Source organism: Cellulomonas sp. 73-92 (assembly GCF_001898175.1).
Classification (GTDB): domain Bacteria; phylum Actinomycetota; class Actinomycetes; order Actinomycetales; family Cellulomonadaceae; genus Cellulomonas.
In genome coordinates this window covers 718,446-740,117 of record NZ_MKTH01000013.1, presented here as the reverse complement: position 1 = coordinate 740,117, position 21,672 = coordinate 718,446, and the positions used below count along the sequence as shown (strand labels likewise).

Here is a 21,672-nt window from a genome sequence, read left to right as displayed (position 1 = left end):
CTCCGCTTATGCCGGAAGACTAACCGGAGGATCCTCCGATTGGCAAGACCTTGGCGATCACGAGCTCGCGGATGCGTGGCGCGGCCGGCCGGGTGAGGATCGCCCGGTGACCCCGGCCTGCCGCGAGCCCGCATGAGCATCGGGATCGTCGTCGCGATCGCCGCCCTGGTCGCCGTCCTGGTCGTGGCGATCGCCAGGCCGCGGAACCTCCCGGAGGCCGTCGTCGCGGTCCCCCTCGCCCTCCTGCTCGTGGTCGTGCGCATGCTGCCACCGGCCGACGCGTGGGCGGAGGTGCGCTCCCTCGTCCCCGTGGTCGCCTTTCTCGCGGCGGTGCTCGTGCTGGGCCAGCTCTGCGAGGACGAGGGCCTCTTCGTCGCCGCCGGCGGCTGGATGGCCCGCACGTCGGCCGGCTCCCCGACCCGCCTGCTGACCGCCGTCGTGGCGATCGCCGCGGTGACCACCGCCGTCCTCAGCCTGGACGCGACGGTGGTGCTGCTGACGCCCGTCGTTTTCGCCACCGCGGCGCGGATCGGCGCCCGGGCACGGCCGCACGTGTACGCGTGCACCCACCTGGCGAACTCGGCGTCGCTGCTGCTGCCGGTCTCCAACCTCACCAACCTCCTCGCCTTCCGCGCGACCGGCCTCGGCTTCGCGCGGTTCGCGGGGCTCATGGCGCTGCCCTGGCTGCTCGTCGTCATCGTCGAGCGGGTCGCCGTCGGCCGGTACTTCCGCACGGACCTGGCGGCGGCCGCCGCGGTCGACCCGGGCCGGTCCCCGGCGGTCACCGCGCCGCACGCCACCCAGGCCGCCGCTGGGGGCCGGCCGGCAGCGGCGCCCGGGGTCGCGGCGGTCGTCGTGGGCGCCACGCTGGTCGGCTTCGTCGTCGCCTCGGCCGTGGGGATCGACCCGGCGTGGGTAGCGGCCGCGGGCGCGACGGTCCTCGCGGTCCACTCGATCGCACGGCGCCGGGTCACGGCCGCCGCCCTCGGCCGGTCGCTCAACGTGCCCTTCCTCGCGTTCGTGCTTGCGCTCGGCGTGGTGGTGCGGGCGGTGATCGACAACGGGCTGTCGACGGCCGTCGGTACGCTCGTCCCCGGCGGCTCGTCGCTCGGCGCCCTGCTCGTGGTGGCGCTCGTCGCCGCGCTGCTCGCCAACGTCGTGAACAACCTGCCGGCGATCCTCCTGCTGCTGCCGCTTCTCGCGGGCCACGGCGCCGGGCCCGTCCTCGCCGCGCTGGTCGGCGTCAACGTGGGCCCCAACCTCACGTACGTCGGCTCGCTGGCGACCCTGCTGTGGCGGCGCATCGCCCGGGCGCACGACGCGGATCCCGGGCTGGCGGAGTACCACCTGCTCGGCGCCCTGACGGTGCCGGTCTCGATCGTCGTGGCGACCTCGGCCCTGTGGGCCGGGCTCGCCCTCACCGGAGGAGGATGAGGCGATGGCGGTGCTCGTCTGGGTGGCCGAGGGGACGTGGCCGGCGTGCATCGACGCCGCGGCGCAGTGGGCGCCGCCGACGTCGGAGGTCGTGCTCCTCGTCACCGAGGGGACCCACGGTGCCGACGCGGCGCACACCGCGTTCGCCGGGATGCTCGGCCGGGGACGGCCCGAGCGCGACCCCGGCGCGCGGATCGCGGCGATGGGCGCCGCCGCCACCGAGGAGATGCTCGAGGCCGCGGCCGGACGCCTCGGTCGCGCCAGCACGGCCAGGACGCTCTCGGGCCGCCCAGAGCGGGCGCTGGTCGAGGCGGCGGCGGCCGCCGAGCTGCTGGTGCTGGCGCGGGACGGTGAGCTCGAGCGCCTCGGGCCGCACAGCCTGGGTCCCGTCACACGCTTCGTCGTCGACCATGCGCCGTGCCCGATCCTGCTCGTCTGGCCGCGCCGCCCCACCACCACGGCGCTGCCGCCGCCGCCACCGGGGCCGCCACCGAGTCGGCCCTGAGACCGCCGTCCGCGACGAGGCGACGGGCGAGCCGGTCAGTGGCCGATCAGGGCGGCGAGCCGGCTGGTGACCCGGCGACGATCAGGGGCCAAGGCTGGTCAGCCGCCGAAGAGGCGGCGCCAGAACCCCCGCCTCTCCTCGACGACGGGGCCGACCTGGGGGCCGGCTCCCTCGGACCGCACCGGCGCGGGCGCCGACGGTGCGCCGCCGAGCTCGTCGCGCACCCGCGCGAGGAGGTCGTGCACGGCGTCCTGCGCATAGCCCTCGCGGAACTTCGTCGTCGTGAACGCCGGCGCCTCGAGGTCCCCGAGCGTCACCGGCCGGTCCGCGGGCGCGCCGCCCTCCCGGGCTCGCAGCGTGGCGACGACGCGGTCCAGGAAGTCGTCGACCTCGTCCTGGTCGTACCCCTCGGTGAACTTCGTCGACTGGAACTTCGCGGCGAGCACCTCGTCGGCCGTGATCATGGGCGACATCGTGCCGCACGGCGTCGCGTCGGGGTGGCCGGACACCCGGCCCGTCACGAACGGGCGAGGATCCCCACCACCTCGTCGTGCGTGAGCCGCACGGGGTTGCCCGCCATGCTGCTCGCCGCGAGCGCGGCGTCCGCGACCGCGCCGTGTTCGTCGGGTGGCAGGCCCAGCGCCGCCAGCGGGCGCACGCCGAGCGAGGACACCGTGTCCGCGATCCACCGCGCGCAGTCCTCGACCTCGGCGTCCGGGTTTCCGGTGAGCAGCCGGGCGGCCTCGGCGTACCGGTCCAGCGCCACGGCGCCGGGGTCGCGCTGCCGCAGCGCCCGCACGTTCGTCGCGACGGTCGCCGTCAGCACCGCGGCGCACACCTCCCCGTGCGGCGCGCCGAGCCGGCCGCCGAGGGGCGCGGCCAGGCCGTGCACGGCGCCGAGCCGGGCGTTGGCCAGGGCCATCCCCGAGAGCAGCGCCGCCAGGCTCATGTCGGTGCGGGCGTCGAGGTCGTCGCCGTGCCGGAAGGCGGTGTGCAGGCTGCGGCCGGCGCGGGCGAGGCCCTCGCGGGCGAGGGCGTCGGTCAGCGGGTTCGCCCGCGGCGTGACGAGCGCCTCGAGGCACTGCGTCAGCGCGTCCAGGCCGGAGGACGCGGTGACCGCCGGCGGGCACGTCAGCGTGAGCGCGGGGTCGACGACCGCGACCGTCGGCAGCATCGCCGGCGAGCGGAGGCTCGCCTTGACGCCGTGCTCGGGCGAGAGGAGCGGTGCGTTGGCGGTCGCCTCGGCGCCGGTGCCGGCGGTGGTCGGCACCGCGACGACCGGCACGGGCGCCGCGGTCAGGGGCAGGCCGCGGCCGATGACCTCGAGGTGGTCGAGCACGTCGGCCTCGTCGCGCAGCAGCACGGCCACCGCCTTGGCGAGGTCGACGACCGAGGCGCCACCCCAGCCCACGACCACGTCCGGCCGCGCCTCCCGGGCAGCGGCGAGCGCGGCGCGCACACCCTCGACGGTCGGCTCGCCGCTCCACCGCCACACGGTCGTCTCGTCGGGTAGCCCGGCCAGCCCGGGCGCGCCCTCCTCGCCGTGCCTGGCGAGCACGACGAAGACCCGCCTGCCCAGCTCGGACGCGATCCGCGGCACCTGCTCCGAGGCCCCGGCACCGACGACGATCCGTCCGGCTGTCGCGAAGGTGAACACGACGACCTCCCTACGACGACGCTGTCGGCACCCATCCTTCCGTGCCCGCGCCGGCGCGCGACCTGCGCCGGCCCGCTACCGGCGCCGGCCTGCTACCGGCGCCGCGTGCGCCACCGCGAGGTGGCCGCGAACGCCGCGCGTGCCGGGGGCCGGCTCGTCGGCCCGCCGGGGCGCCGGTGGCAGCGCCCGTCGGCCCAGGGGCAGGACCACCACGGCCCGCTCGCCCCGCGCGGCCGCTCCCCCAGGGGTGTCAGGCTGCCCGCGGGCAGCACCGGCAGGGCAGACCACATCGAAGACCCCCGTCCGTCGCGTGCGTTCCGCACCGACGCTAACGGCGGGCGCCGACACCGCGCCCGGCCTTTTCTTCGTGATGTAGGGTTACATCATGTCGCACCGGACGCAGGTGATCCTCGAGGACCGGCAGTACGCACGATTGCTGGCCGAGTCCGAGCGCACCGGCGTCGGCCTGGGGGAGCTGGTACGTCGCGCGGTGGACCGCACGTACGGGCTGCCCGACGACGACGCCGTGGTCCGCGCCCTCGACCTGAGCTTCGGCACGTGGGCGGAGGTCGAGCTCGACGGCGAGGCGTACGTCGAGTCGATGCGGCACGGCCTCGGCGCCCGGCTGGCACCTCGGTGACCGTCGTCGTCGACACCTCGGTCCTCGTCGACCACCTGCGCGGCGACGCGAGGGCCCGGAAAGTGCTCCTCGCCGCACGAGAGGACGGCGACGACCTGGCGGCGTCGGTCCTGACGCGCACCGAGCTGCTGGCGGGCGTGCGGTCGCGCGAGCGACGAGAGCTCGAGGCGCTCTTCACGGTGCTGCGCTGGGTCGACGTCGACCGCGAGATCGCCGATCGCGCCGGCGGGCTCGCCAACCGCTACCTGGCATCGCACCGCGACATCGACACCGTCGACTACGTCATCGCCGCCACGGCGGAGGCGCTCGGCGCCCACCTGCTGACGAAGAACGTCAAGCACTTCCCGATGATCGCCGGCCTCCGCCCGCCCTACTGACGCGGCCGCGCGGTCAGGACGCCAGGTGGAACGTGCTGGCGAAGCGTCCGAGGAGGCCGCGGCGGCCGCCGAGCACCTCGACGACGCCGGCGGCGATCGCGTCGTCCGGGGTGAGCTCGCCGGAGATCAGCCGGTGGATGCCGGGGCCGGCGACGAAGGACAGGTCGGCCGGCGCCTCGCCGCGCGTCACGTCGAGCGTCGGCCCATCGACGCGGATGAGCAGCTCCGCGTGGTCGAACCGGCCGGCGTAGGCGGTCGCCGGCAGGGTCTGCGCCACCTGCGGCCGGAAGGCCGTGCGCAGCGCCACCGTCATCGAGTCGGGCGTGATGACCTGCTCCTCCCGCGGCTCGCCCATCGCCTTGAACCCCCACGCGCCGAGCGCGAGCACGACCGGCTCCAGCTCGCGGCCGTAGGGCGTCAGCTCGTAGACGATGACCCGAGAGCGCGGCACCCGGCGGATGACGCCGGCCGCCTGCAGCTCCTTGAGCCGCGCCGCCAGGATGTTGCTCGGGATGCGGGGCAGCCCCGCGGCGAGGTCCCCGTAGCGGCGCGGCCCGACGAGCAGGTCGCGGACGATGAGCAGGGCCCAGCGCTCGCCGACGAGCTCCAGCGCCCGTGTGACGCCGCAGTACTGCCCGTACTCGCGAGCGGCCATCGACCTCAGGCCTGCTGGTTCATGAAGGCCTCGGGCCCCTGGGCGGCAGCGACCGGGTCCATGTAGCCGAACTCGAGCACGTTGCCGTCGGGGTCGGTGAGCTGCCGCTGGTACATGAAGCCGAGGTCGGTCGGCTCCTTCGCCTCCGAGCCACCCGCGGCGAGGCCCGCCGTGACGGCCTCGTCGACCGCCGCGCGGGTGTCGAGGAAGATCGCCGTCGCGGCCGACACGGTGACCGAGGGGTCGCCGATCGGCCGGTCGCTGAAGGTCTGGAAGTACTCGCGCGTCAGGATCATGAAGTAGCTGTGGTCGTCCTCGACCACGACGCACGCGGCGTTGTGGTCCGAGAACAGCGGGTTGATGGTGAACCCGAGCGCCGTGTAGAACGCCTTCGCGCGCTCCAGGTCGGTCACCGGCAGGTTGACGAACATCGCGGTCATGTCGGGCTCACCTTCGTCGGTCGTTCAGCGGACGACGACCACGCTTGCAAAAAACAAGTGGGACTGTCAAGACCCGACGTCACGTCGTCTTCCTAGACTCCGTCCGTGGATCCGATCCAGCCGCTGGTGGGGCGTTCGCGCGAGGCGGAGTTCCTCGCGGGCGTCCTGACGGGCGAGCGACGCACCGTGCTGGTCAACGGCGAGGCCGGCGTCGGCAAGACGACCCTGCTGGCCCGTCTCTGCGATGACGCAGGCGGCCAGGGGTGGCGCGTGCTGCGGTCGTCGTGCGTCGAGGCCGAGCAGCCCTACCCGTACGCCGGCCTTCATCAGGTCCTCACGGCGCTCGACGAGCACACCGGCGGGCTCAGCGACCACCAACGCGTGGCACTGGACGTGGCCGTCGGGCGGGGAGGGGGCGAGCCCCTGGCGATCCTCGCGCTCGGCACCGCCCTGCTCGACCTGCTGGCCGCCGCTGGTTCTATCGCCCCCTGCCTGGTGGTGATTGACGACGTGCACTGGCTCGACGAGGTCAGCGCGGCCGTGCTGGCGTTCGTCGCCCGGCGCCTGAGCGACCGCCCTGCGGCGCTGGTCCTCGCCGTGCGGACCGGCGAGCCCTCGAGCCTGGACACGACCGGCATCGAACGGCTGGACGTGGGTCCGCTCGAGGCCGGGAACGCCGCCCGTCTGCTGGACCTGGCGCACCCGGAGCTCCCGGCGTCCCACAGGGAGGGGGTGCTTGCCCGCGCGGCGGGGAACCCCCTCGCGCTGCTGGAGCTGGCGCGCTGGTTCGAGACCTCGGGAGCGGTGTCCCTCGAGCTTCCCCTCCCGCGACGCCTCGAGCAGATGTACCTGCGCCGGCTGGCGGGCCTGCCGCAGGCGGAGGTGGCCGACCTGCTGCTCATGGCGCTCGACGGGGCGATGGCCTCCGACGGCAGCAACGAGTTCCAGCCCGCCGCCGTGGAGTCGGCCCGCGCGGCCGGCCTCGTCGACGTCGCCACCGCCACGGGGAGGGTCGCGTTCCGCCATCCGCTCGTGCGCTCGGCGGTGGTGCAGCTCGCGTCGCCGAACCAGGTGCGCGCCGCGCACGCGCGGCTCGCCGAGCGCCACGCCCACGACCCGTTGCGGCACGCCCACCACCTCGCGGCCGCGACGCTGGACCCCGACGAGGACGTGGCTCGCGTCCTCGAGAACGCCGCCCGGGGCGCCACCCGCCGCGGTGGCGCCCCGGAGGCGGTCAACCTGCTGACGCGAGCCTCCGAGCTGAGCCCCGGTGAGGCCGACCGGGACCGGCGGCTGGCCGACGCGGCCTTCGTCGCCGGCCAGGCCGGCATGCTCGAGGTCGCGGAGGCGCTGCTCAACCGGTCGGACCGGCAGGCCGGCGACCTCACCGCACCGGCGTCGATCCTCAACTCCGCCTACGTGGTGTTCTACCGCGACGGGGCCGTGGGCCCCGCCCATCGCATGCTGCTCGAGGCCCTGCGCCACCGGCGGCAGGATTTCGACCCGGACACCCTCGTCCGCACCGTGAACGCGCTGCTGTCGATCAGCATGTTCTCCGCGTCCGCCGCCCTGTGGCAGGCGACCGAGCGGGTCCTGGACGACCTGGCCGAGGACCTGCCGGAGGAGACGTTCCTCTTCCGCGACACCTGGGGCGACCTGCTGTCCCATGCCGCCGGCGCGGGCGAGCGCCTGGCCGGCTCGTTCGCAGCGGTCAGCAGTGAGCCGTGGGACATCATGCGCCTGGCGATCTCGGCCTACTTCCTGGACGTCCTTGCCGAGTACCGCCACGTGGTGAAGCGGATGGTCGACCGCGAGGGAGACACCGGCGCGATCACGAACGTCATGACGATCCTCCATCTGGGCGTTCTCGACCTCACCGCCAAGGGTCGGTGGGACGAGGCGGAAGCCGCGCTCGAGCGCGGGCTCGACCTCAGCACGCGTCACGGGTACGCGCTCTTCACCTACGAGTACCTGGCCTTCCAGGCCGAGCTGCTCGCCCGGCGAGGCGAGATCGCACGGGCACGGGAGATCGCACTCGATGTCGATCGATGGGCCCGGCCCCGTGGGCTGGGGCTGCTCCTCCAGCACGTCGAGGCCGCCGGCCTCATCGCGTGCATCACGGACGGCCGGTACGAGACGGCGTGGACGTACGCCAACGGCCTCGCCTCGCCGGGCGCGTTCACGCCCTACGCCCACGAGTCGTACCGGAGCGTGCTGGACTTCGTCGACGCAGCGCTCGCGACCGGCCGGGCCGACGACGCCCGGCGGCACGCCTTGGCCGCCCAAGAACGCGGTGTCGCAGCCGTGTCGCCCCGGATGTCCATGGTTGCGACCGCGGCGCTGGCCATGACGGACGCCACGGACGCCGCCGGGGAGCTGTTCGAGCAGGCCACGAGCTCGCCGGCGGCGCACGCCTACCCGTTCGAGGCCGCCCGCATCCGGCTGGCGCACGGGATGTGGCTGCGGCGGCGCCACGCGACTGCCGACGCCCGGGTGGCGCTGGCGCAGGCGGTCGACACCTTCGAGTCCCTCGGCGCCCTGATGTGGGCTCGGCGGGCGCGGCACGAGCTGGAGCTGGCCGGCGCCGCCACCTCGGACGTGCCCGACGGCGTCTCGAGCCTGACGGCGCAGGAGCGGCTCATCGCGGAGCTCGCCGCCACGGGACTGAGCAACAAGCAGATCGGCGCACGCCTCTTCCTCTCGCCCCGCACCGTGGGCACGCACCTCTACCGGATCTTCCCGAAGCTCGGGATCGCCTCTCGGGCATCCTTGCGCGACGCGCTGTCGACCGCCGACCTTCGACCGGAGGGCAGCCACGACCGGACATGACCTGTGACGTCACCACATACGTCATCAGGCGGATCCGCGACGCGGCTGTGCGGGCAACGCTGACGTCCCTCGGCGCGAGCCGCGCGCCAGCGGCTCGCGGAGCGCGTCCGGGGCGTCGCGGCGACGTCGTCGCGCGAAGGGAGCTGCCGTGAGCACACCACCGACGGTCCGTGGGGGGTACCCCGGCGGCGGCAGCACCCCGCTCGTCGGCCATCTGCAGCAGCTGCTGGTGGACCTGACCGAGCTGCATTCCCAGCTGACGCAGCTCCACCGCAACGTCGTCGGCGCCGGGTCCCGCAGCGTCGACCTCCGGCTCGACGAGGTCGCGGACGACGCACGTCGTCTCGCCGACGAGGTGGCCGATCGCCTCCGCGCCGTCGGGGGCGCACCGGACGCTCGCAGCAGCACCGTCGCCGGCGACACGACGGTCCCCGGCGTCCCGTCCGGCAGGATCTCGGCCCGGGACGCGCTCGCGTACGGCGCCGGGGCGCTCGGCGCCGCGGCCGCGACGGCGCGCCGGACCAGTGCCGTCGCGCACCGCGACGACCCGAGCAGCGCCGATCTCGTGCACCGGATCGTCGTCGATCTCGAGCGGCACGCACGGGTGCTGGCGGCGGGGACGGCCTAACCGCTCCGCTCGGGCGTGGCGCGCGCGGACGACATACGTCACGTCATTTGACGCATGCCCCACCGCCCCCGGCCTCCATACGTTCCTTCCCAAGGACGCCGCCGGCCCCGGGCCGGATCCACCCAGCCCCCGCCGGGCGGAGCGCGTCGACCCGACCGAAACCTCTGGAGACCTGATGAAGACCACCCGACGCCGCATCGCGCGGCGCACGACGATCACCGCCCTCCTGTCCTCCCTCGCCCTGGTGGGCGTGAGCGCCGCGGCCGACAGCGCTGCTGCCAGCTCCGCCGAGCCCAAGCCCACCGTCGTGCTGGTGCACGGCGCCTGGGCCGATGCCAGCGGCTTCGAGAAGGTGGAGGCCGGCCTGCGCCGCGCCGGCTACCCGGTGCTGGAGTTCGCCGACCCGCTGCGCTCGCTGCCGGACGACTCGGCGACGCTCGCCACCTTCCTCAGGGTGCGCACGCAGGGTCCCGTGATCCTCGTCGGCCACTCCTACGGCGGCGCCGTGATCACGAACGCGGCCACCTCCGACCCGGACGTCAAGGCGCTCGTCTACATCGACGCGTTCGTCCCGGCGCAGGGCGAGACCCTCAACGACCTCATCAACATCAACGGCCCGATCGACCCCACCGCGCTGTTCGACTTCGCGCCGTACGCCGGCGGCCCGGCCGGGGACGTCGACCTGTACCTCAAGGGCTCGGTCTTCTCCACCGTGTTCGCCAACGGACTGCCCAAGCCGGAGCAGGACCGCCTGTACGCCGCACAGCGGCCCCTCGCCGCCTCGGCGCTCGACGAGCCGTCGGGCACGCCGGCCTGGTCGACGATCCCGTCCTGGTACGTCGAGGGCACGCAGGACCACATCATCCCGGCCGCCCTTCAGGAGTACATGGCGAAGCGAGCCGGATCGCACGTGACCACCGTCGACGCCGGCCACCTGTCCTTCATCGCGCGGCCGGACGTCGTGGTCAGCACGATCCTGCAGGCCGCCCGCGCCACGCACTGACGCACCCGCGAGCGGCCCGGACCGGCCTGGTCCGGGCCGCTCAGGCGCCGGCGAGGCCGCCGAGCAGCGCGAACGCCCGGTCGACGTGCCGCTGCAGCGGGGTGCCCGGGGCCGCCCGCCAGGTCCGGATCGCGTGCGCGAGCACGCCCCACTCCGTGAGGGCGACGAGGTCCGCCTCGTCGGCGGGGGCGCCGCGCTCGACGAGCAGGCCGGCGACGAGCGCGACGAGGTTGGCCTCCTTCGCCGCCGCGCGCTCGCGCAGGGCGGGCGTCGTCGCGACGATCGCGGCGAGGCGGTTCCCTGCCCGCCCGCTCTCCTCGAGCGACGGCACGATGAGGTCGATCGCGCGACGCATGGCCGGCCACGGGGCAACCTCGTCGGGCACCGCCGCGAGCGCCTCGGTCACCCACCCCGTCAGCCGACGCTCGCCCTCGAAGAGCACCTCGCGCTTGTCGGGGAAGTGCCGGAAGTAGGTGCGCTCGGTCACGCCGGCGCGGGCGGCGATCTCGGCCGTGGTCACCGCGTCGAACCCATGCTCGAGGTAGAGCTCGAGCGCCGCCTGCTCCAGGCGTGCGCGCGCTTCCTTCCCGCTCCGCGGCATGGGACGAGCCTAGCGGGTAGCGACAGTCGCTGTCGCTACGTGTTAATGTCGGTGACTGACACTACGGACGGCAGGCACCAGCGAGGGAGAGCGTCATGGGCGCGGTCACGTCACGGGTCATCCGGTTCCACGAGCTCGGCGAGCCCCTGGACGTGCTGCGCGATGAGCTGGCCGAGATCCCCGACCCGGGTGCGGGCGCGGTCCGGGTCCGGGTCGCCGCGACCGGCCTGAACCCCGCCGACTGGGAGCTCTGCCGCGGTTTCATGCCGGGCCCCCTGCCACGCGGCATCGGGTACGACGTCGCCGGCACGGTCGAGGCCATCGGTGCCGGGGTCGAGGACGTCGGCCTCGGCGACCTCGTCTTCGGCGTCTCGCAGTACGCCGCGCAGCCGAGCGCCGGGGCGGCCGACCACGCCCTCCTGACCCTGTGGTTCGCCGTCCCGGCGGGGCTGGACGCGGTCCACGCGGCCGTGCTGCCGATGGTGGTGCAGACGGCACACTGGACCCTCGACCTCATGGACGTTCGTCCAGGCGAGACCGTGCTCGTCCACGGCGCGGGCGGCATGGTCGGGTACGCCGCCGTGCAGATCGCGCTGCGTCGCGGCGCCCGCGTCATCGCCACCGCGGGGCCGACGTTCGCGCCGGACCTCGCAGCGCTCGGGGCCATCGTGACTCAGTACGGCGAGGGCATGGTCGATCGCGTCCGGTCGCTCGCGGAGGGACCGGTCGACCACGTGCTCGACGTGTCCCGGCCCAATGCGGGAGCCGTCGCGGCGCTCGTGGAGATCGCCGGCGACCCGAGGCGCGTCGTCACGATCAGCAACCACGACGAGGCCCGCAGCAACGGTGCCCGCGTCAACATCGACGAGCTGCGGGCCACGGGTCGCTTCCCGAGCTCCGACATGCTGGCGGACTACGCGAGCCTCGCCGCCACCGGCGAGTTCACCCTCCCGATCGCGCGGACGTTCCCGCTCGCGCAGTGGCACGCCGCCGCGGAGCTCAGCCTGTCGGGAGCGCCGCACGGCAAGGTCGTGCTCGTCCCGTAGCCCGCCGACGGCACGCCTCCCAGCCGGGCCTGCGGGCCGCCGCGGCCGGCCCGCTCCTGGTGCTCCGGCAACAGCCGCGCACCGGCGCAGCGTCGCGCCGGCCGCTGGGCGGGCGCCGCATCGACCGGCTACCGCGACCGGAACAGGTTCCCGGGGTCGTAGGCCGCCTTCACCGCGGCGAGCCGCTGCAGCGTGGCGGCCGGGTAGGCGCGCTCGGCCGCATCCGGCAGCGCGCGCAGGAAGTTGACGTAGCCGTACGGCCCGTCGCTCAGCGCGGCGCTGAGGTCGTCCACCGCGGGGGCGGCGAGCTCCGCCGTCGCCTGGTCCGGGGCCAGCGCTGAGACCACCGTCATCAACCGCCGGTCGCGGTGCGCGAACGCGGTGGCGTCGGGCGCCACGCGCGCGATCGCGCCGCCCATGGGGCGCAGGTTGACCACCACCTGGCGACCGGACGTCACGGCGTCGACGGCCCGCGCCGCGCGGTCGGGCCCGAACTCGTCGGCGAACCCCGCCCCGGTCACCACCCCGAAGCCCTTGAACCCGAACGGCCCCAGCACGGCCGTGTACGGCACCTGCGCCACGCGCTCCAGGAGCGTCGGCGCCATGTCGCGGACCTCACCGACCAGGCGCTCGCCGTCCGCGGGGTTCCCCGAGTGCACCAGCAGCGCCATGATCACCGGACGCCCGTGCAGCTCGGGCGGGAGGAACGGCACCGGCGGCGCCACCATGACGTTGACCATCGAGGCCAGCTCGTCGGCGGCCTCGCTCAGGTGCCCGACGAGCGCCGCGAGCAGTCCCGCGTCCGGCTCGAAGAAGAGCATGCCCTGGGTGATCGACGCCACCTCGTGCAGCCGGAAGCGCAGCTCGGTCACCACCCCGAGGCCGCCGCCGCCACCGCGCAGCGCCCAGAACAGGTCCGGCTCGTGCTCGTCGTCCACCACCAGGAGCCGTCCGTCAGCCGTGACGACGTCCGCGCCGAGCAGGTCGTCGACCGTCAGGCCGTACCGCCGGCTGAGGAAGCCGATGCCACCCCCGAGCGTCAGGCCGGCGACGCCCACGGAGCCGGTGTCGCCGAACCCGGTCGCCAGGCCGTGCTCCGCGGCGACGGTCGTGTAGCGCCCCGCCGTCACGCCGCCCCCGGCACGTCCGGTGCGGGCGTCGGCGTCGATGTGCACCGTATCCAGGCCGCCCAGGTCGAGGACCACCCCGCCGTGGACCAGCGAGCGTCGCGAGTACGAGTGGCCGCCCGCCCGGACCGCCACCGGGAGCCCGGCCTCGGCGGCCAGGGGGAGGACCTGCGCCACCTCCGCGGCGTCGCGCGGCCGCACGACGACGGCGGGTGCGACCTCCCCCGGGTCGAAGGCGACCAGCGCCCCGGGGTCGAAGCCCGGTCCCGGGGTCGTCACCCGTCCGGGGGCGAGCGTGGCGAGGGCGGCGAGCAGTCCGTTGGCGTCCGTCACCGGGCCATCCTGTGGCGGATGAGGCGGGTCGGCCACCGGATATCGCCTCGTGCCCGGCCCCGTCCGTGACCTGGCGAGCCTCGGGAGCACCGGCCGCGGCCCGCCACCGCCAGCCCGTTCACCAGGCCACGGGCCCGTGACGGTCGACGAACGCGCCCGTCGGCCCGTCGGGGCCGATCGTCGCCATGCGCACGATCGCATCGGTGCCCTCCTCGACGCTCTGCGTGCCACGGTGACCGTTGAGGTCGGTCGAGGTGTAGCCCGGGTCGACGGCGTTGATCCGCATGCGCGGGTACGCCTTGGCGTACTGCGTGGTCAGCATGTTGACCGCGGTCTTGGACGACGAGTAGGCGAGCCCGATCAGCGTGGACTCGAACCGGTTCGGGTCGGTGGTCACGCCGAGCGAGCCCATGCCGCTGCTGACGTTCACAACGACCGGAGCGGTGCTCTGTTCGAGCAGCGGCAGGAACGCGTGCGTGACGCGCACGACGCCGAACACGTTCGTGTCGTAGACCCGGAGCAGGTCCGCCGCGGTGGTCTCGCCGACCGGCGTGAACCCTCCGGAGATGCCGGCGTTGTTGACCAGGACGTCGAGGTGGTCGACCCGGCTGGCCGCCGCCTCGACGGAGGCGTCGTCGGTCACGTCGAGCAGGACCGCCGTCGCGCCAAGCTCGGCCGCGACCCGCTCCCCGCGTTCCAGGTCGCGCGCGCCGAGGTAGACGGTGTGACCGAGCTCGACGAGCCGTCGGGCGGTCTCGCGGCCCAGGCCCTTGGTGGCACCGGTGATGAGTGTTGTCGTCATGCCGTCGAGCCTGCGGGGAGCCGCGGGCGGCAACCAGCGACCGGTCGTCCTGGTACTCCCCGTACCAGGACGACCGCCGGCACCGCGAGGGACACTGCCTCGGTGGACACCGACCTGGGCAGCGCGCTGCGTCGCTGGCGTGACCGGATGACTCCCGAGGACGTCGGTCTGCCCGTGCACGGGGCGCGACGGGCGCCCGGCCTGCGCCGCGAGGAGCTGGCCGTGCTTGCCGGTGTCTCCGTCGAGTACGTCATCCGGCTCGAGCAGGGACGCGCCCAGTCGCCGTCCGCGCAGGTGCTCGGCTCGCTCGCGCGGGCCCTGCGGTTGACGGCCGACGAGCGTGACCACCTGTTCCGGCTCGCCGGTCAGTCCGTACCCACGAGCGGCCGGATCCGGGCCCACCTGACGCCCGGCGTGCAGCGACTGCTGCGATCGCTCGACGACACGCCGATCGCCGTGTTCGACGCGGCATGGACGCTCGTCGCGTGGACCTCGTTGTGGGCTGCGCTCTTGGGAGAGCCGGCCGATGGGCGTGACCGGAACCTGGCGTGGGCGCACTTCACCGGCCGGCCGAGCCGGGTTGTGCGCCGGCCGGCCGACACCGCGGCGTTCGAGGCTGAGATGGTCGGCGACCTGCGGTCGGCGGTCGCGCGGTTCCCCGACGACACTGAGCTGCACGAGCTCGTCGACCGTCTGCGCGGGGCGAGTGCTCGGTTCGAGGAGCTCTGGTCCGGCGGAAACGTGACCGTCCGGAGCGCCGACCGCAAGACGATCGCGCATCCCGAGGTCGGCGAGCTGACGGTCGACTGCGACGTGCTGACGGTCGAGGGTGCGGACCTTCGGGTCGTGGCGTACTCCGCCGAACCCGGCACCGAGGACGCCGAGCGACTCGCGCTCGTGCGGGTGGTCGGGCTGCAGACGATGTCGCGCTGAAGGCGTGACACCCCGGTGGTCACGACGGTGCAGACCGCTCAACGACCGCAACAAGACGGACCCAGGACGGCTACCTGGGCGTGCGCTCGCACGAGGATGGCCGCTGCCAGACCGCGCCGCACCCGACGGTGGAGCAGCACAGGCGGGTTCCTCGGCACCTGGGGACTGTTCGCCTTCGGGGAGTCGGTCGTGGCACCGCCGCGAACGACCTCACCAGCCCACGGAGCCGCACCGGCTACAGTCGGCTCCGGATGGTGCCCGGGATGACACGGAGCTTGTCCCGTGGCTTCCCCGAGCTATTCCACTCATCACCCGGGCCTCTAGCTCAACTGGCAGAGCAGCGGACTTTTAATCCGCGGGTTGAGGGTTCGAGCCCCTCGGGGCCCACCAAGCCAGAGTGCCGCGCCCCCGGATCATCCCGGCCGGTGCCGCGTCGGGTCCTCGTGCAGCACGTAGAACAGCGAGTACGGCGTGCCTTCGGGGTCGGGCGCACGTGCCGCGTACTCCTCCAGCAGGGCCTGCACCCGGGCGCGGAGCTCCTGGTGGCCGGCGTCGTCCAGCCGGAGGCCGAGGCGCGCCATGTGCACCTGCTCCGGGTGCTCGACCAGCGCGAACTCCTCGAGGAACGTGTCGAGGAGCACCTGCGTCTGCCGGGGACCGGCGGCGGCCCGCCACGACTTGCGGGTCGCCCGGTAGGGCACCTCGCGGGCGCCGCGCGCGCCCCGGCGCACCGGCTCGGCGACAAGGAAACCCCGCTCGACGAGGGTGCGGACGTGGTGCAGCACCGTCGCCGGGTTCTTGCCCAGCCGCTCGGCGATCTCCCGGTTGGTCAGCGCCTCGTCGAGGCAGAGACGCAGGATCCGCAGGCGCAGCGTGGAGGCGAGCGCCCGGGCGTCCGCGTCGCGCTCGACGACGTCATCCACTGCGTCGGTCCCCGCTGCGGCGACGTCAGCGTCCCGCTCCACGGCGGCGTCGCCGTCCCGCGCGGCCGCGTCGTGCGCCACCTCGGCCTCCTTCACTGATTGACGTTTCTCAATCACTCGCTCATCCTAGAGCGATGCGATCCGCGACCCCGCCCCGCCGGCGCTCTCTGGTCCACCATGCCGACTTCCGTCGGTTGTGGGCCGGCGACGCGCTCGGTCAGCTCGGTGCGCAGCTCACGATGCTCGCGCTGCCAGTGTTCGCCGTGCAGCACCTGGACGCCACCGAGTGGCAGATGGGCGCGCTCACCGCGGCGGAGACCGCGGCGTTCCTCGTCATCGGCCTGCCGGCGGGCGCGTGGGTGGACCGGATGCGCAAGCGGAACGTCCTGGTCGTCGCCGACCTCGTCCGCGGGAGCGTCCTGACGGTCGTGGTGATCGCGGCGCTCACGGGCCACGCCTCCGTCCCGATGCTCATCGTGGCCGGCCTCGTCGTCTCCTGCGCCTCGGTCTTCTTCGACGTCGCCCACCAGAGCTACGTCCCCGGGCTCGTCGGGCTCGAGCACGTCGTCGAGGGCAACTCCAAGCTGCAGGCCACGCAGTCCGTCGCGGCGGTTGCCGCCCCCGCGGTGGGCGGCGCGCTGCTCCGCGTCGTGGCGGCCCCGGTCCTCATCGCCGTCAACGTGGTGACCTACCTCGCGTCGGCGCTCCTCGTCCGGCGGATCCGCCACCGCGAGGAGCCGCCGGCCCCCGAGTCCCGGCGTCCACTCCGCACGGAGATCGGAGAGGGCCTGCGGTTCGTCGTCCAGCAGCCGCTCCTGCGGCGGATCGTCGCGTGCACCAGCATCGGCAACCTCGCGTCGTCCATGGCGGCGGCCATGATCGTCATCTTCGCGCTGCGTGACCTGGGGCTGGACGCGGCCGCCTACGGCACGGTGGTCTCGGCCGGCGCCATCGGCGGCATCGTGGGGGCCGTCACCGCCGACCGGCTCGCCCGCTGGGTCGGCGAGGGGCGGATCATCGCGCTCTCCGCGCTGATGTTCGTGCCGGCGACGGCGCTGACCCCGCTGGCCGCGACGTTCACGTGGCCGCCGCAGGTGACCCTGCTGGCCGGCGGAGCACTGCTCTCGTTCGCCGTGGTCGTCTACAACGTCACGCAGGTGAGCTTCCGCCAGCGGCTGTGCCCGCCGCCGCTGCTCGGCCGCATGAACGCATCCGTGCGGTTCCTCGTCTGGGGGACCATGCCGCTCGGCGGCCTGCTGGGCGGGTGGGCAGGGACGCACCTCGGTGTGCTGCCGACGCTGTGGCTCGCCGTGGCCGGCTCCGCCCTCGGCGCGCTCCCGGTGCTGCTCTCGCCGCTCGTCCGCATGCGCGACCTCCCCGGGACGCCGCCCTCGGCACCTGCCGAGAACCTCGTCCCCGAGGACGCCGCGACGAGCTGACCGGCCGGCTCAGCCGGCCCGTTCCTCCGGCTCGGTCCGCTCGAGGAGCAGCCGGACCCCGCCGCGGGCCAGCATGACGGTGACGATGAGCGCCGTCACGACGAAGAACCCCCCGAGCCGGACGGCGCCACCGAACACAACGGCCGTCAGCTCGAGCACGAGGAACTTGCTGCCCGGCAGCACGAGCAGGAGGGTGACGACCCCGACCACGCGGCCCGCGAGGCTCGTCGCGCTCCGCAGCCGTCCCACGACCGCCTTCTTGACGGCCAGCACGATCTCCAGGACCACCTTGAGGAGGATCGCGGTGAGCAGCGCGAGCACGAAGCTCTCGGAGATCACCTCCGGGAAGAGCTGGATGAACAGGCCCAGCACGACCAGGTAGGCGAGCACGTCGGCCAGGTCCGTGGCGCGCAGTCGCACGCAGGCAGCGTACGGGGACGCTCCCAAGCGCGCGCGGGCGGTGGCCGACCGGACGCCGCGGCGCGGCCCGACCGAGCACTGCCATGTCGGTTTCTCGCTAGCCAGCGTCCTGCCGCAGGGCGCAGGATCGAACCCGTGCCCACCTGGATGCCCGACGAGGCCGCGTGCCGGACCGCCGTCCGATCCCGCGACGCGCGGTTCGACGGCTGGTTCTTCCTCGCCGTGACCAGCACCGGGATCTACTGTCGGCCGTCCTGCCCGGCGAGGACCCCGCGCGACGACAGGATGCGGTTCTTCCCCTCGTCCGCCGCCGCACAGGCCGCGGGGTACCGCGCCTGCCTGCGCTGCCGGCCCGACGCCAGCCCTGGGTCGCCGGCGTGGGACGTCCGCGGCGACGTCGTGGCACGGGCGATGCGGCTGATCGACGACGGGCTCGTCGACCGCGCGGGCGTGCCAGGCCTGGCGGCGGCGCTCGGCTACAGCACGCGCCAGCTGGAGCGCGTGCTGACCGACGAGCTGGGCGCCGGGCCCCTGGCGCTGGCCAGGGCGCGGCGGGCACAGACCGCGCGGACCCTCGTCGAGCGCACGACGATGCCGATGACCGACGTCGCCTACGCGGCCGGCTACGCGTCCATCCGAGCCTTCAACGACGCGGTCGTCGCCACCTACGCGCTGTCCCCCACCGAGCTGCGCGGCCGCGCGTCGCGGCACGACGAGCCCCACCCCGGCCTCGTCGCGCTGCGCCTGGCGTACCGGGCGCCACTGGAGCCGTCCAACCTGCTGGGCCACCTCGTCGCCACGGCCGTGCCGGGGGTCGAGGAGTACCGCGACGGCGCGTACCGCACGACGGTCCGCCTGCCGCACGCGTGGGGCATCGTCACGGTGCACCGGCCGGACGGCGCGGCGTTCCCGGTGACGCTGCGGCTCGCCGACGTCCGGGACTTGCCTGCGGCGGTCAGCCGGACCCGGCGGATGCTCGACCTGGACGCCGACCCGGTCGCCGTCGACGCCGCGCTGGCCGCCGACGAGAGGCTGCGCCCGCTCGTCGTGCGTACGCCCGGCCGCCGGGTGCCGCGGACGGCGGACCCCGAGGCGATGGCGCTGCGCGCCGTCATCGGCCAGCAGGTGTCGACGCAGGCCGCCCGCACCCACGCCGGCCGGCTCGTCGCCACGCTCGGCACCCCGGTCGACGACCCCGACGGCGGCCTGACCCACCTCTTCCCGCGGGCCGCCGACCTGCTGGCCGACGAGGCGGCGACCGCGGCGTCCCTCGCGATGCCGGCCACCCGCCGTCGCACCCTGTTCGCCCTGGCCGGCGCCCTGGCGGACGGCCGCATCGCCCTCGACGCCGGCGCCGGCCGGGACGAGGCCCGCGCCGCGCTCGCCGCGCTGCCCGGCATCGGGCCGTGGACCGTCGGCACCGTCGCCATGCGCGCGCTCGGCGACCCGGACGCGTTCATCGCCGGCGACCTCGGCGTGCGGCTCGCGGCGGAGCGGCTCGGCCTGCCCACCAGCCCCGCGGGCCTCGAGAAGGCCTCGCTGGCATGGGCACCTTGGCGCGCCTACGCCGTGCAGCACCTGTGGGCCACCGGCGCCCACCCCGTCAACTCGCTCCCGGAAAGCCCCGAACCACAGGAGACCATCGCATGAGGCACACCACCATCGACTCCCCGCTGGGGCCGCTGACGCTCGTCGCGGACGGCGACGCGCTCGTCGGCCTGTACATGACCGGCCAGGCCTACCGTCCGGCCGACGAGCGCTTCGGCGCCCTCGCGCCCGACGACGACCCGACCCTCACGGCCGCGGCCGAGGAGCTCCGCCAGTACTTCGCCGGCGAGCGCACCTCGTTCTCGGTGCCGCTTCACCCGGCCGGCACCGAGTTCCAGCACGCGGTCTGGGACGCCATCGCCTCCATCCCCTACGGCGAGACGTCGAGCTACGCCGAGCTGGCCCAGCAGATCGGGCGCCCGACGGCGGTCCGCGCGGTCGGTGCGGCGGTCGGGCGCAACCCGCTGACGGTCATCGTGCCGTGCCACCGGGTGATCGGCTCGGGCGGTGCGCTGACCGGCTACGCCGGCGGCCTCGAGCGCAAGCGCACGCTGCTCACGCTCGAGGCGAAGGGGTAGGCCTCACGCGGGGAAGGCCGGGGCCGTCACCGTGCCCAGGCACCGCTGCCACTCGGCCGCCGCGGGCGCCGTCGCGGTCGCGACGAACGTCTCGACGAGGGGGATCAGGCAGCCGTCGATGACGCCGTGGCCCGCGCCTGGCGCGGTGACGAACGTCGCGTTCGGCATCGTCGCGGCGGCCGCCGCGACGTTCGCCGGCGGGTCGGCGGGGTCGGCCGTGCCGTTGACGAAGAGCACCGGCACGTCCGTGGCCACCGGCCCGGCCACCCCCTCGTCGTGCGGCCAGAGCGCGCACAGGCGCTCCTGCCAGGCCGCGTCCGCCGCGGTCATCGCGGTGAACGACGAGGGTGGCTGGGCCGCCACCGCGGCCGGGTCGATCGCCGCCCACTCGTCGCTGCACCGCACCGTCAGCTGCTGCGCCGACACCGGCTCGCTGGTCCGCGACGGGGCGTCCTGCGGCACCATCCCCCGCTTCGCCAGGACGTCCGCCCACTCGCCGCGGACGAACGCGGCGAGGTCGCCGGGGAGCAGCACGGCCGTCTCCGGCCGCGCCAGGTAGCCGTCGATGACGCCGCCGAGGAAGCCACGCAGATCGATGGTCGCGGTACGCCCGGAGATGTCGACCGTCACCGGCGCCGAGGTGAGGCGCTCGACGAGCGTGCGCAGGTCGCGTGCGGGGTCGTACGCCGGGCCGCACACCGGGTCGGCCTCGCAGCGGGCGACGAGCTCGTCGAACGAGTGCTGGGCCGCCGACGGCACCTGCTGCCAGAGGCGGACGTCGAGCAACGAGCCCGACTCGAGGACGGCCGTGCGGACGTGCTCGGGGTGAGCCTGCAGGTAGGCCAGGCCCATCGACACCCCGTACGAGGCGCCGTACAGGTCGATCCGGTCGTACCCGAGCGCCTGCCGGGCGCGGTCGAGGTCCGCGACCGCGCTCGTCGTCGTGTCGTGCCGCGGGTCCCGCGCGAGGCGCGACAGGCAGCCACCCACCGCGTCCCGGTAGGCGGCCTCGTCGGCGGGCGCCCCCGGCAGCGGGAGGTCGCACGTCTGCGCCTCGGGGCCGGTCCCGCGCTGCTCGACGAAGACGAGATCGCGGTCCCACCCGGTCCGCTGCAGGTTGTCGTAGGGCCACTGGGCGCTCTCGATGGCCGACCCCCCGAACCCGGCGAGGTAGACGAGCGGATCGGGCGCCGCCTTCCCGCTGCGCGCGGGCACGACGAGGACGCGTAGCGTCATCTGCTCGCCCCCGGGCTGCGTCCAGTCCAGCGGCACCTGGAACGTGCCGCACCGCTCGGGATGGTCCGGCCCCTCGGCCGCCGGCCCGCACGAGCCGAGATCGATCCGCCCGACGTCACGCCCGTCGCCTCGCGAGCACCCTGCCGGCGTCAGCGCCGCCGCTCCGACGAGCACCGCCACCACCACCGCGCGCCGCCACGCGGGCCCCGTCGCGCCCATCGCACTCGCCTCCCGGGAGGGTGAGCCGCTGCACGGAGCCTGCCGAGCCGGCAGGCGCGGCGACAGGGCCGAAAGTCCGACATCTCGGACACGTCGGGCGGGAGGAGCCGGGCCGGCGGGTCCACATGGTGAGATTCTCCCGGCCGGACTGCGAGAGCGAAACCTCATCGTGACCTGACGGTTACTCAGCGGTACGCCGACGGTGGTGTCCTGTAGCGTCGCGCCCCCTCGAGGACGCGGCCGCCGCTCACCACGCGCGCCCTGCGCGCGCCTGCGGCACCCACCGAACGACTGACGGA

21 protein-coding genes, 1 tRNA gene and 1 pseudogene are annotated in these 21,672 nt (G+C 74.6%); 13 read left to right on the top strand and 10 right to left on the bottom strand.

All coding sequences use genetic code 11. The features are described 5' to 3' along the window. Positions 1-132: 132 nt before the first annotated feature. Together BGO37_RS10165 and BGO37_RS10160 are read left to right on the top strand one after the other, a co-directional pair. Positions 133-1,434 carry an SLC13 family permease gene (locus tag BGO37_RS10165; RefSeq protein WP_291754495.1) on the top strand — a complete coding sequence of 434 codons (1,302 nt, stop codon included), beginning with the start codon at positions 133-135 and terminating at the stop codon, positions 1,432-1,434. A gap of 4 nt (positions 1,435-1,438) precedes the next feature. After that, positions 1,439-1,939, top strand: coding sequence for a universal stress protein (locus BGO37_RS10160; protein ID WP_291754493.1), 501 nt, complete (start codon positions 1,439-1,441; stop codon positions 1,937-1,939). A gap of 350 nt (positions 1,940-2,289) precedes the next feature. Here the strand turns inward: BGO37_RS10160 and BGO37_RS10155 are convergent. After that, a pseudogene (locus BGO37_RS10155) lies at positions 2,290-2,403 on the bottom strand (DivIVA domain-containing protein); the annotation flags it as partial. Between the two features lie 53 nt (positions 2,404-2,456). Beyond that, positions 2,457-3,596: an iron-containing alcohol dehydrogenase gene (locus tag BGO37_RS10150; protein ID WP_291754490.1), complete on the bottom strand. Its 1,140-nt coding sequence runs from the start codon at positions 3,594-3,596 to the stop codon at positions 2,457-2,459. A 385-nt stretch (positions 3,597-3,981) separates the two neighbouring features. Here BGO37_RS10150 and BGO37_RS10145 point away from each other — a divergent pair, with 385 nt between their 5' ends. Then, positions 3,982-4,236 carry a hypothetical protein gene (locus BGO37_RS10145; RefSeq protein WP_291754489.1) on the top strand — a complete coding sequence of 85 codons (255 nt, stop codon included), beginning with the start codon at positions 3,982-3,984 and terminating at the stop codon, positions 4,234-4,236. Beyond that, positions 4,233-4,613: a type II toxin-antitoxin system VapC family toxin gene (locus BGO37_RS10140; RefSeq protein ID WP_291754487.1), complete on the top strand. Its 381-nt coding sequence runs from the start codon at positions 4,233-4,235 to the stop codon at positions 4,611-4,613. Before BGO37_RS10145 ends, BGO37_RS10140 begins: the two co-directional genes overlap by 4 nt. Before the next feature lie 13 nt (positions 4,614-4,626). Here the strand turns inward: BGO37_RS10140 and BGO37_RS10135 are convergent, their stop codons facing one another. Further along, a complete protein-coding gene (locus BGO37_RS10135) occupies positions 4,627-5,268 on the bottom strand; it encodes a helix-turn-helix domain-containing protein (RefSeq protein ID WP_291754485.1) in 642 nt (213 codons plus the stop codon). A gap of 5 nt (positions 5,269-5,273) precedes the next feature. Further along, on the bottom strand, positions 5,274-5,708 hold the full coding sequence (locus tag BGO37_RS10130) for a VOC family protein (RefSeq protein WP_291754483.1): 435 nt from the start codon (positions 5,706-5,708) through the stop codon (positions 5,274-5,276). A gap of 105 nt (positions 5,709-5,813) precedes the next feature. Here BGO37_RS10130 and BGO37_RS10125 point away from each other — a divergent pair, with 105 nt between their 5' ends. From BGO37_RS10125 to BGO37_RS10115, 3 genes are all read left to right on the top strand, one after another. Beyond that, positions 5,814-8,537, top strand: coding sequence for a helix-turn-helix transcriptional regulator (locus tag BGO37_RS10125; protein ID WP_291754481.1), 2,724 nt, complete (start codon positions 5,814-5,816; stop codon positions 8,535-8,537). A gap of 148 nt (positions 8,538-8,685) precedes the next feature. Then, the gene (locus tag BGO37_RS10120) at positions 8,686-9,165 is read left to right on the top strand and encodes a ferritin-like domain-containing protein (protein ID WP_291754480.1); all 480 of its coding nucleotides are present in this window, start codon (positions 8,686-8,688) and stop codon (positions 9,163-9,165) included. Positions 9,166-9,340: 175 nt separating this feature from the next. Then, positions 9,341-10,168, top strand: a complete 828-nt coding sequence (locus BGO37_RS10115) for an alpha/beta hydrolase (protein ID WP_291754479.1) — start codon at positions 9,341-9,343, stop codon at positions 10,166-10,168. A gap of 40 nt (positions 10,169-10,208) precedes the next feature. Here the strand turns inward: BGO37_RS10115 and BGO37_RS10110 are convergent, their stop codons facing one another. Continuing rightward, positions 10,209-10,769 carry a TetR/AcrR family transcriptional regulator gene (locus tag BGO37_RS10110; RefSeq protein WP_291754477.1) on the bottom strand — a complete coding sequence of 187 codons (561 nt, stop codon included), beginning with the start codon at positions 10,767-10,769 and terminating at the stop codon, positions 10,209-10,211. 95 nt (positions 10,770-10,864) lie between these two features. Between BGO37_RS10110 and BGO37_RS10105 the strand changes: the two genes are divergently transcribed. Further along, complete coding sequence (locus tag BGO37_RS10105; protein ID WP_291754476.1) at positions 10,865-11,815, top strand: NADP-dependent oxidoreductase; 951 nt, start codon at positions 10,865-10,867, stop codon at positions 11,813-11,815. Positions 11,816-11,943: 128 nt separating this feature from the next. Here the strand turns inward: BGO37_RS10105 and BGO37_RS10100 are convergent, their stop codons facing one another. Together BGO37_RS10100 and BGO37_RS10095 are read right to left on the bottom strand one after the other, a co-directional pair. Next, positions 11,944-13,275, bottom strand: coding sequence for an FAD-binding oxidoreductase (locus BGO37_RS10100; protein WP_291754475.1), 1,332 nt, complete (start codon positions 13,273-13,275; stop codon positions 11,944-11,946). Between the two features lie 118 nt (positions 13,276-13,393). After that, the gene (locus BGO37_RS10095) at positions 13,394-14,077 is read right to left on the bottom strand and encodes an SDR family NAD(P)-dependent oxidoreductase (RefSeq protein WP_291754472.1); all 684 of its coding nucleotides are present in this window, start codon (positions 14,075-14,077) and stop codon (positions 13,394-13,396) included. A gap of 102 nt (positions 14,078-14,179) precedes the next feature. Between BGO37_RS10095 and BGO37_RS10090 the strand changes: the two genes are divergently transcribed. Then, a complete protein-coding gene (locus tag BGO37_RS10090) occupies positions 14,180-15,010 on the top strand; it encodes a helix-turn-helix transcriptional regulator (RefSeq protein WP_291754471.1) in 831 nt (276 codons plus the stop codon). Between the two features lie 314 nt (positions 15,011-15,324). Next, positions 15,325-15,400, top strand: a tRNA-Lys gene (locus BGO37_RS10085). A 23-nt stretch (positions 15,401-15,423) separates the two neighbouring features. Here the strand turns inward: BGO37_RS10085 and BGO37_RS10080 are convergent. Beyond that, entirely contained in the window at positions 15,424-16,014 is a 591-nt protein-coding gene (locus BGO37_RS10080) for a winged helix-turn-helix transcriptional regulator (RefSeq protein WP_367188100.1), read from the bottom strand. Positions 16,015-16,067: 53 nt separating this feature from the next. Here BGO37_RS10080 and BGO37_RS10075 point away from each other — a divergent pair, with 53 nt between their 5' ends. After that, positions 16,068-17,372 carry an MFS transporter gene (locus BGO37_RS10075; protein WP_291754469.1) on the top strand — a complete coding sequence of 435 codons (1,305 nt, stop codon included), beginning with the start codon at positions 16,068-16,070 and terminating at the stop codon, positions 17,370-17,372. 9 nt (positions 17,373-17,381) lie between these two features. Here BGO37_RS10075 and BGO37_RS10070 read toward each other — a convergent pair whose 3' ends face one another. Continuing rightward, positions 17,382-17,792, bottom strand: a complete 411-nt coding sequence (locus BGO37_RS10070) for a hypothetical protein (RefSeq protein ID WP_291754468.1) — start codon at positions 17,790-17,792, stop codon at positions 17,382-17,384. Positions 17,793-17,927: 135 nt separating this feature from the next. On the opposite strand from BGO37_RS10070, the gene BGO37_RS10065 reads away from it, so the two are divergent. Both BGO37_RS10065 and BGO37_RS10060 read left to right on the top strand, forming a co-directional pair. Beyond that, positions 17,928-19,442, top strand: coding sequence for an AlkA N-terminal domain-containing protein (locus BGO37_RS10065; protein WP_291754467.1), 1,515 nt, complete (start codon positions 17,928-17,930; stop codon positions 19,440-19,442). After that, on the top strand, positions 19,439-19,918 hold the full coding sequence (locus tag BGO37_RS10060) for a methylated-DNA--[protein]-cysteine S-methyltransferase (protein ID WP_291754466.1): 480 nt from the start codon (positions 19,439-19,441) through the stop codon (positions 19,916-19,918). The genes BGO37_RS10065 and BGO37_RS10060 overlap by 4 nt, the downstream gene beginning before the upstream one ends. 3 nt (positions 19,919-19,921) lie before the next feature. On the opposite strand, the gene BGO37_RS10055 is transcribed toward BGO37_RS10060, so the two are convergent. After that, positions 19,922-21,373: an alpha/beta fold hydrolase gene (locus BGO37_RS10055; RefSeq protein WP_291754464.1), complete on the bottom strand. Its 1,452-nt coding sequence runs from the start codon at positions 21,371-21,373 to the stop codon at positions 19,922-19,924. Positions 21,374-21,672 lie beyond the last annotated feature (299 nt).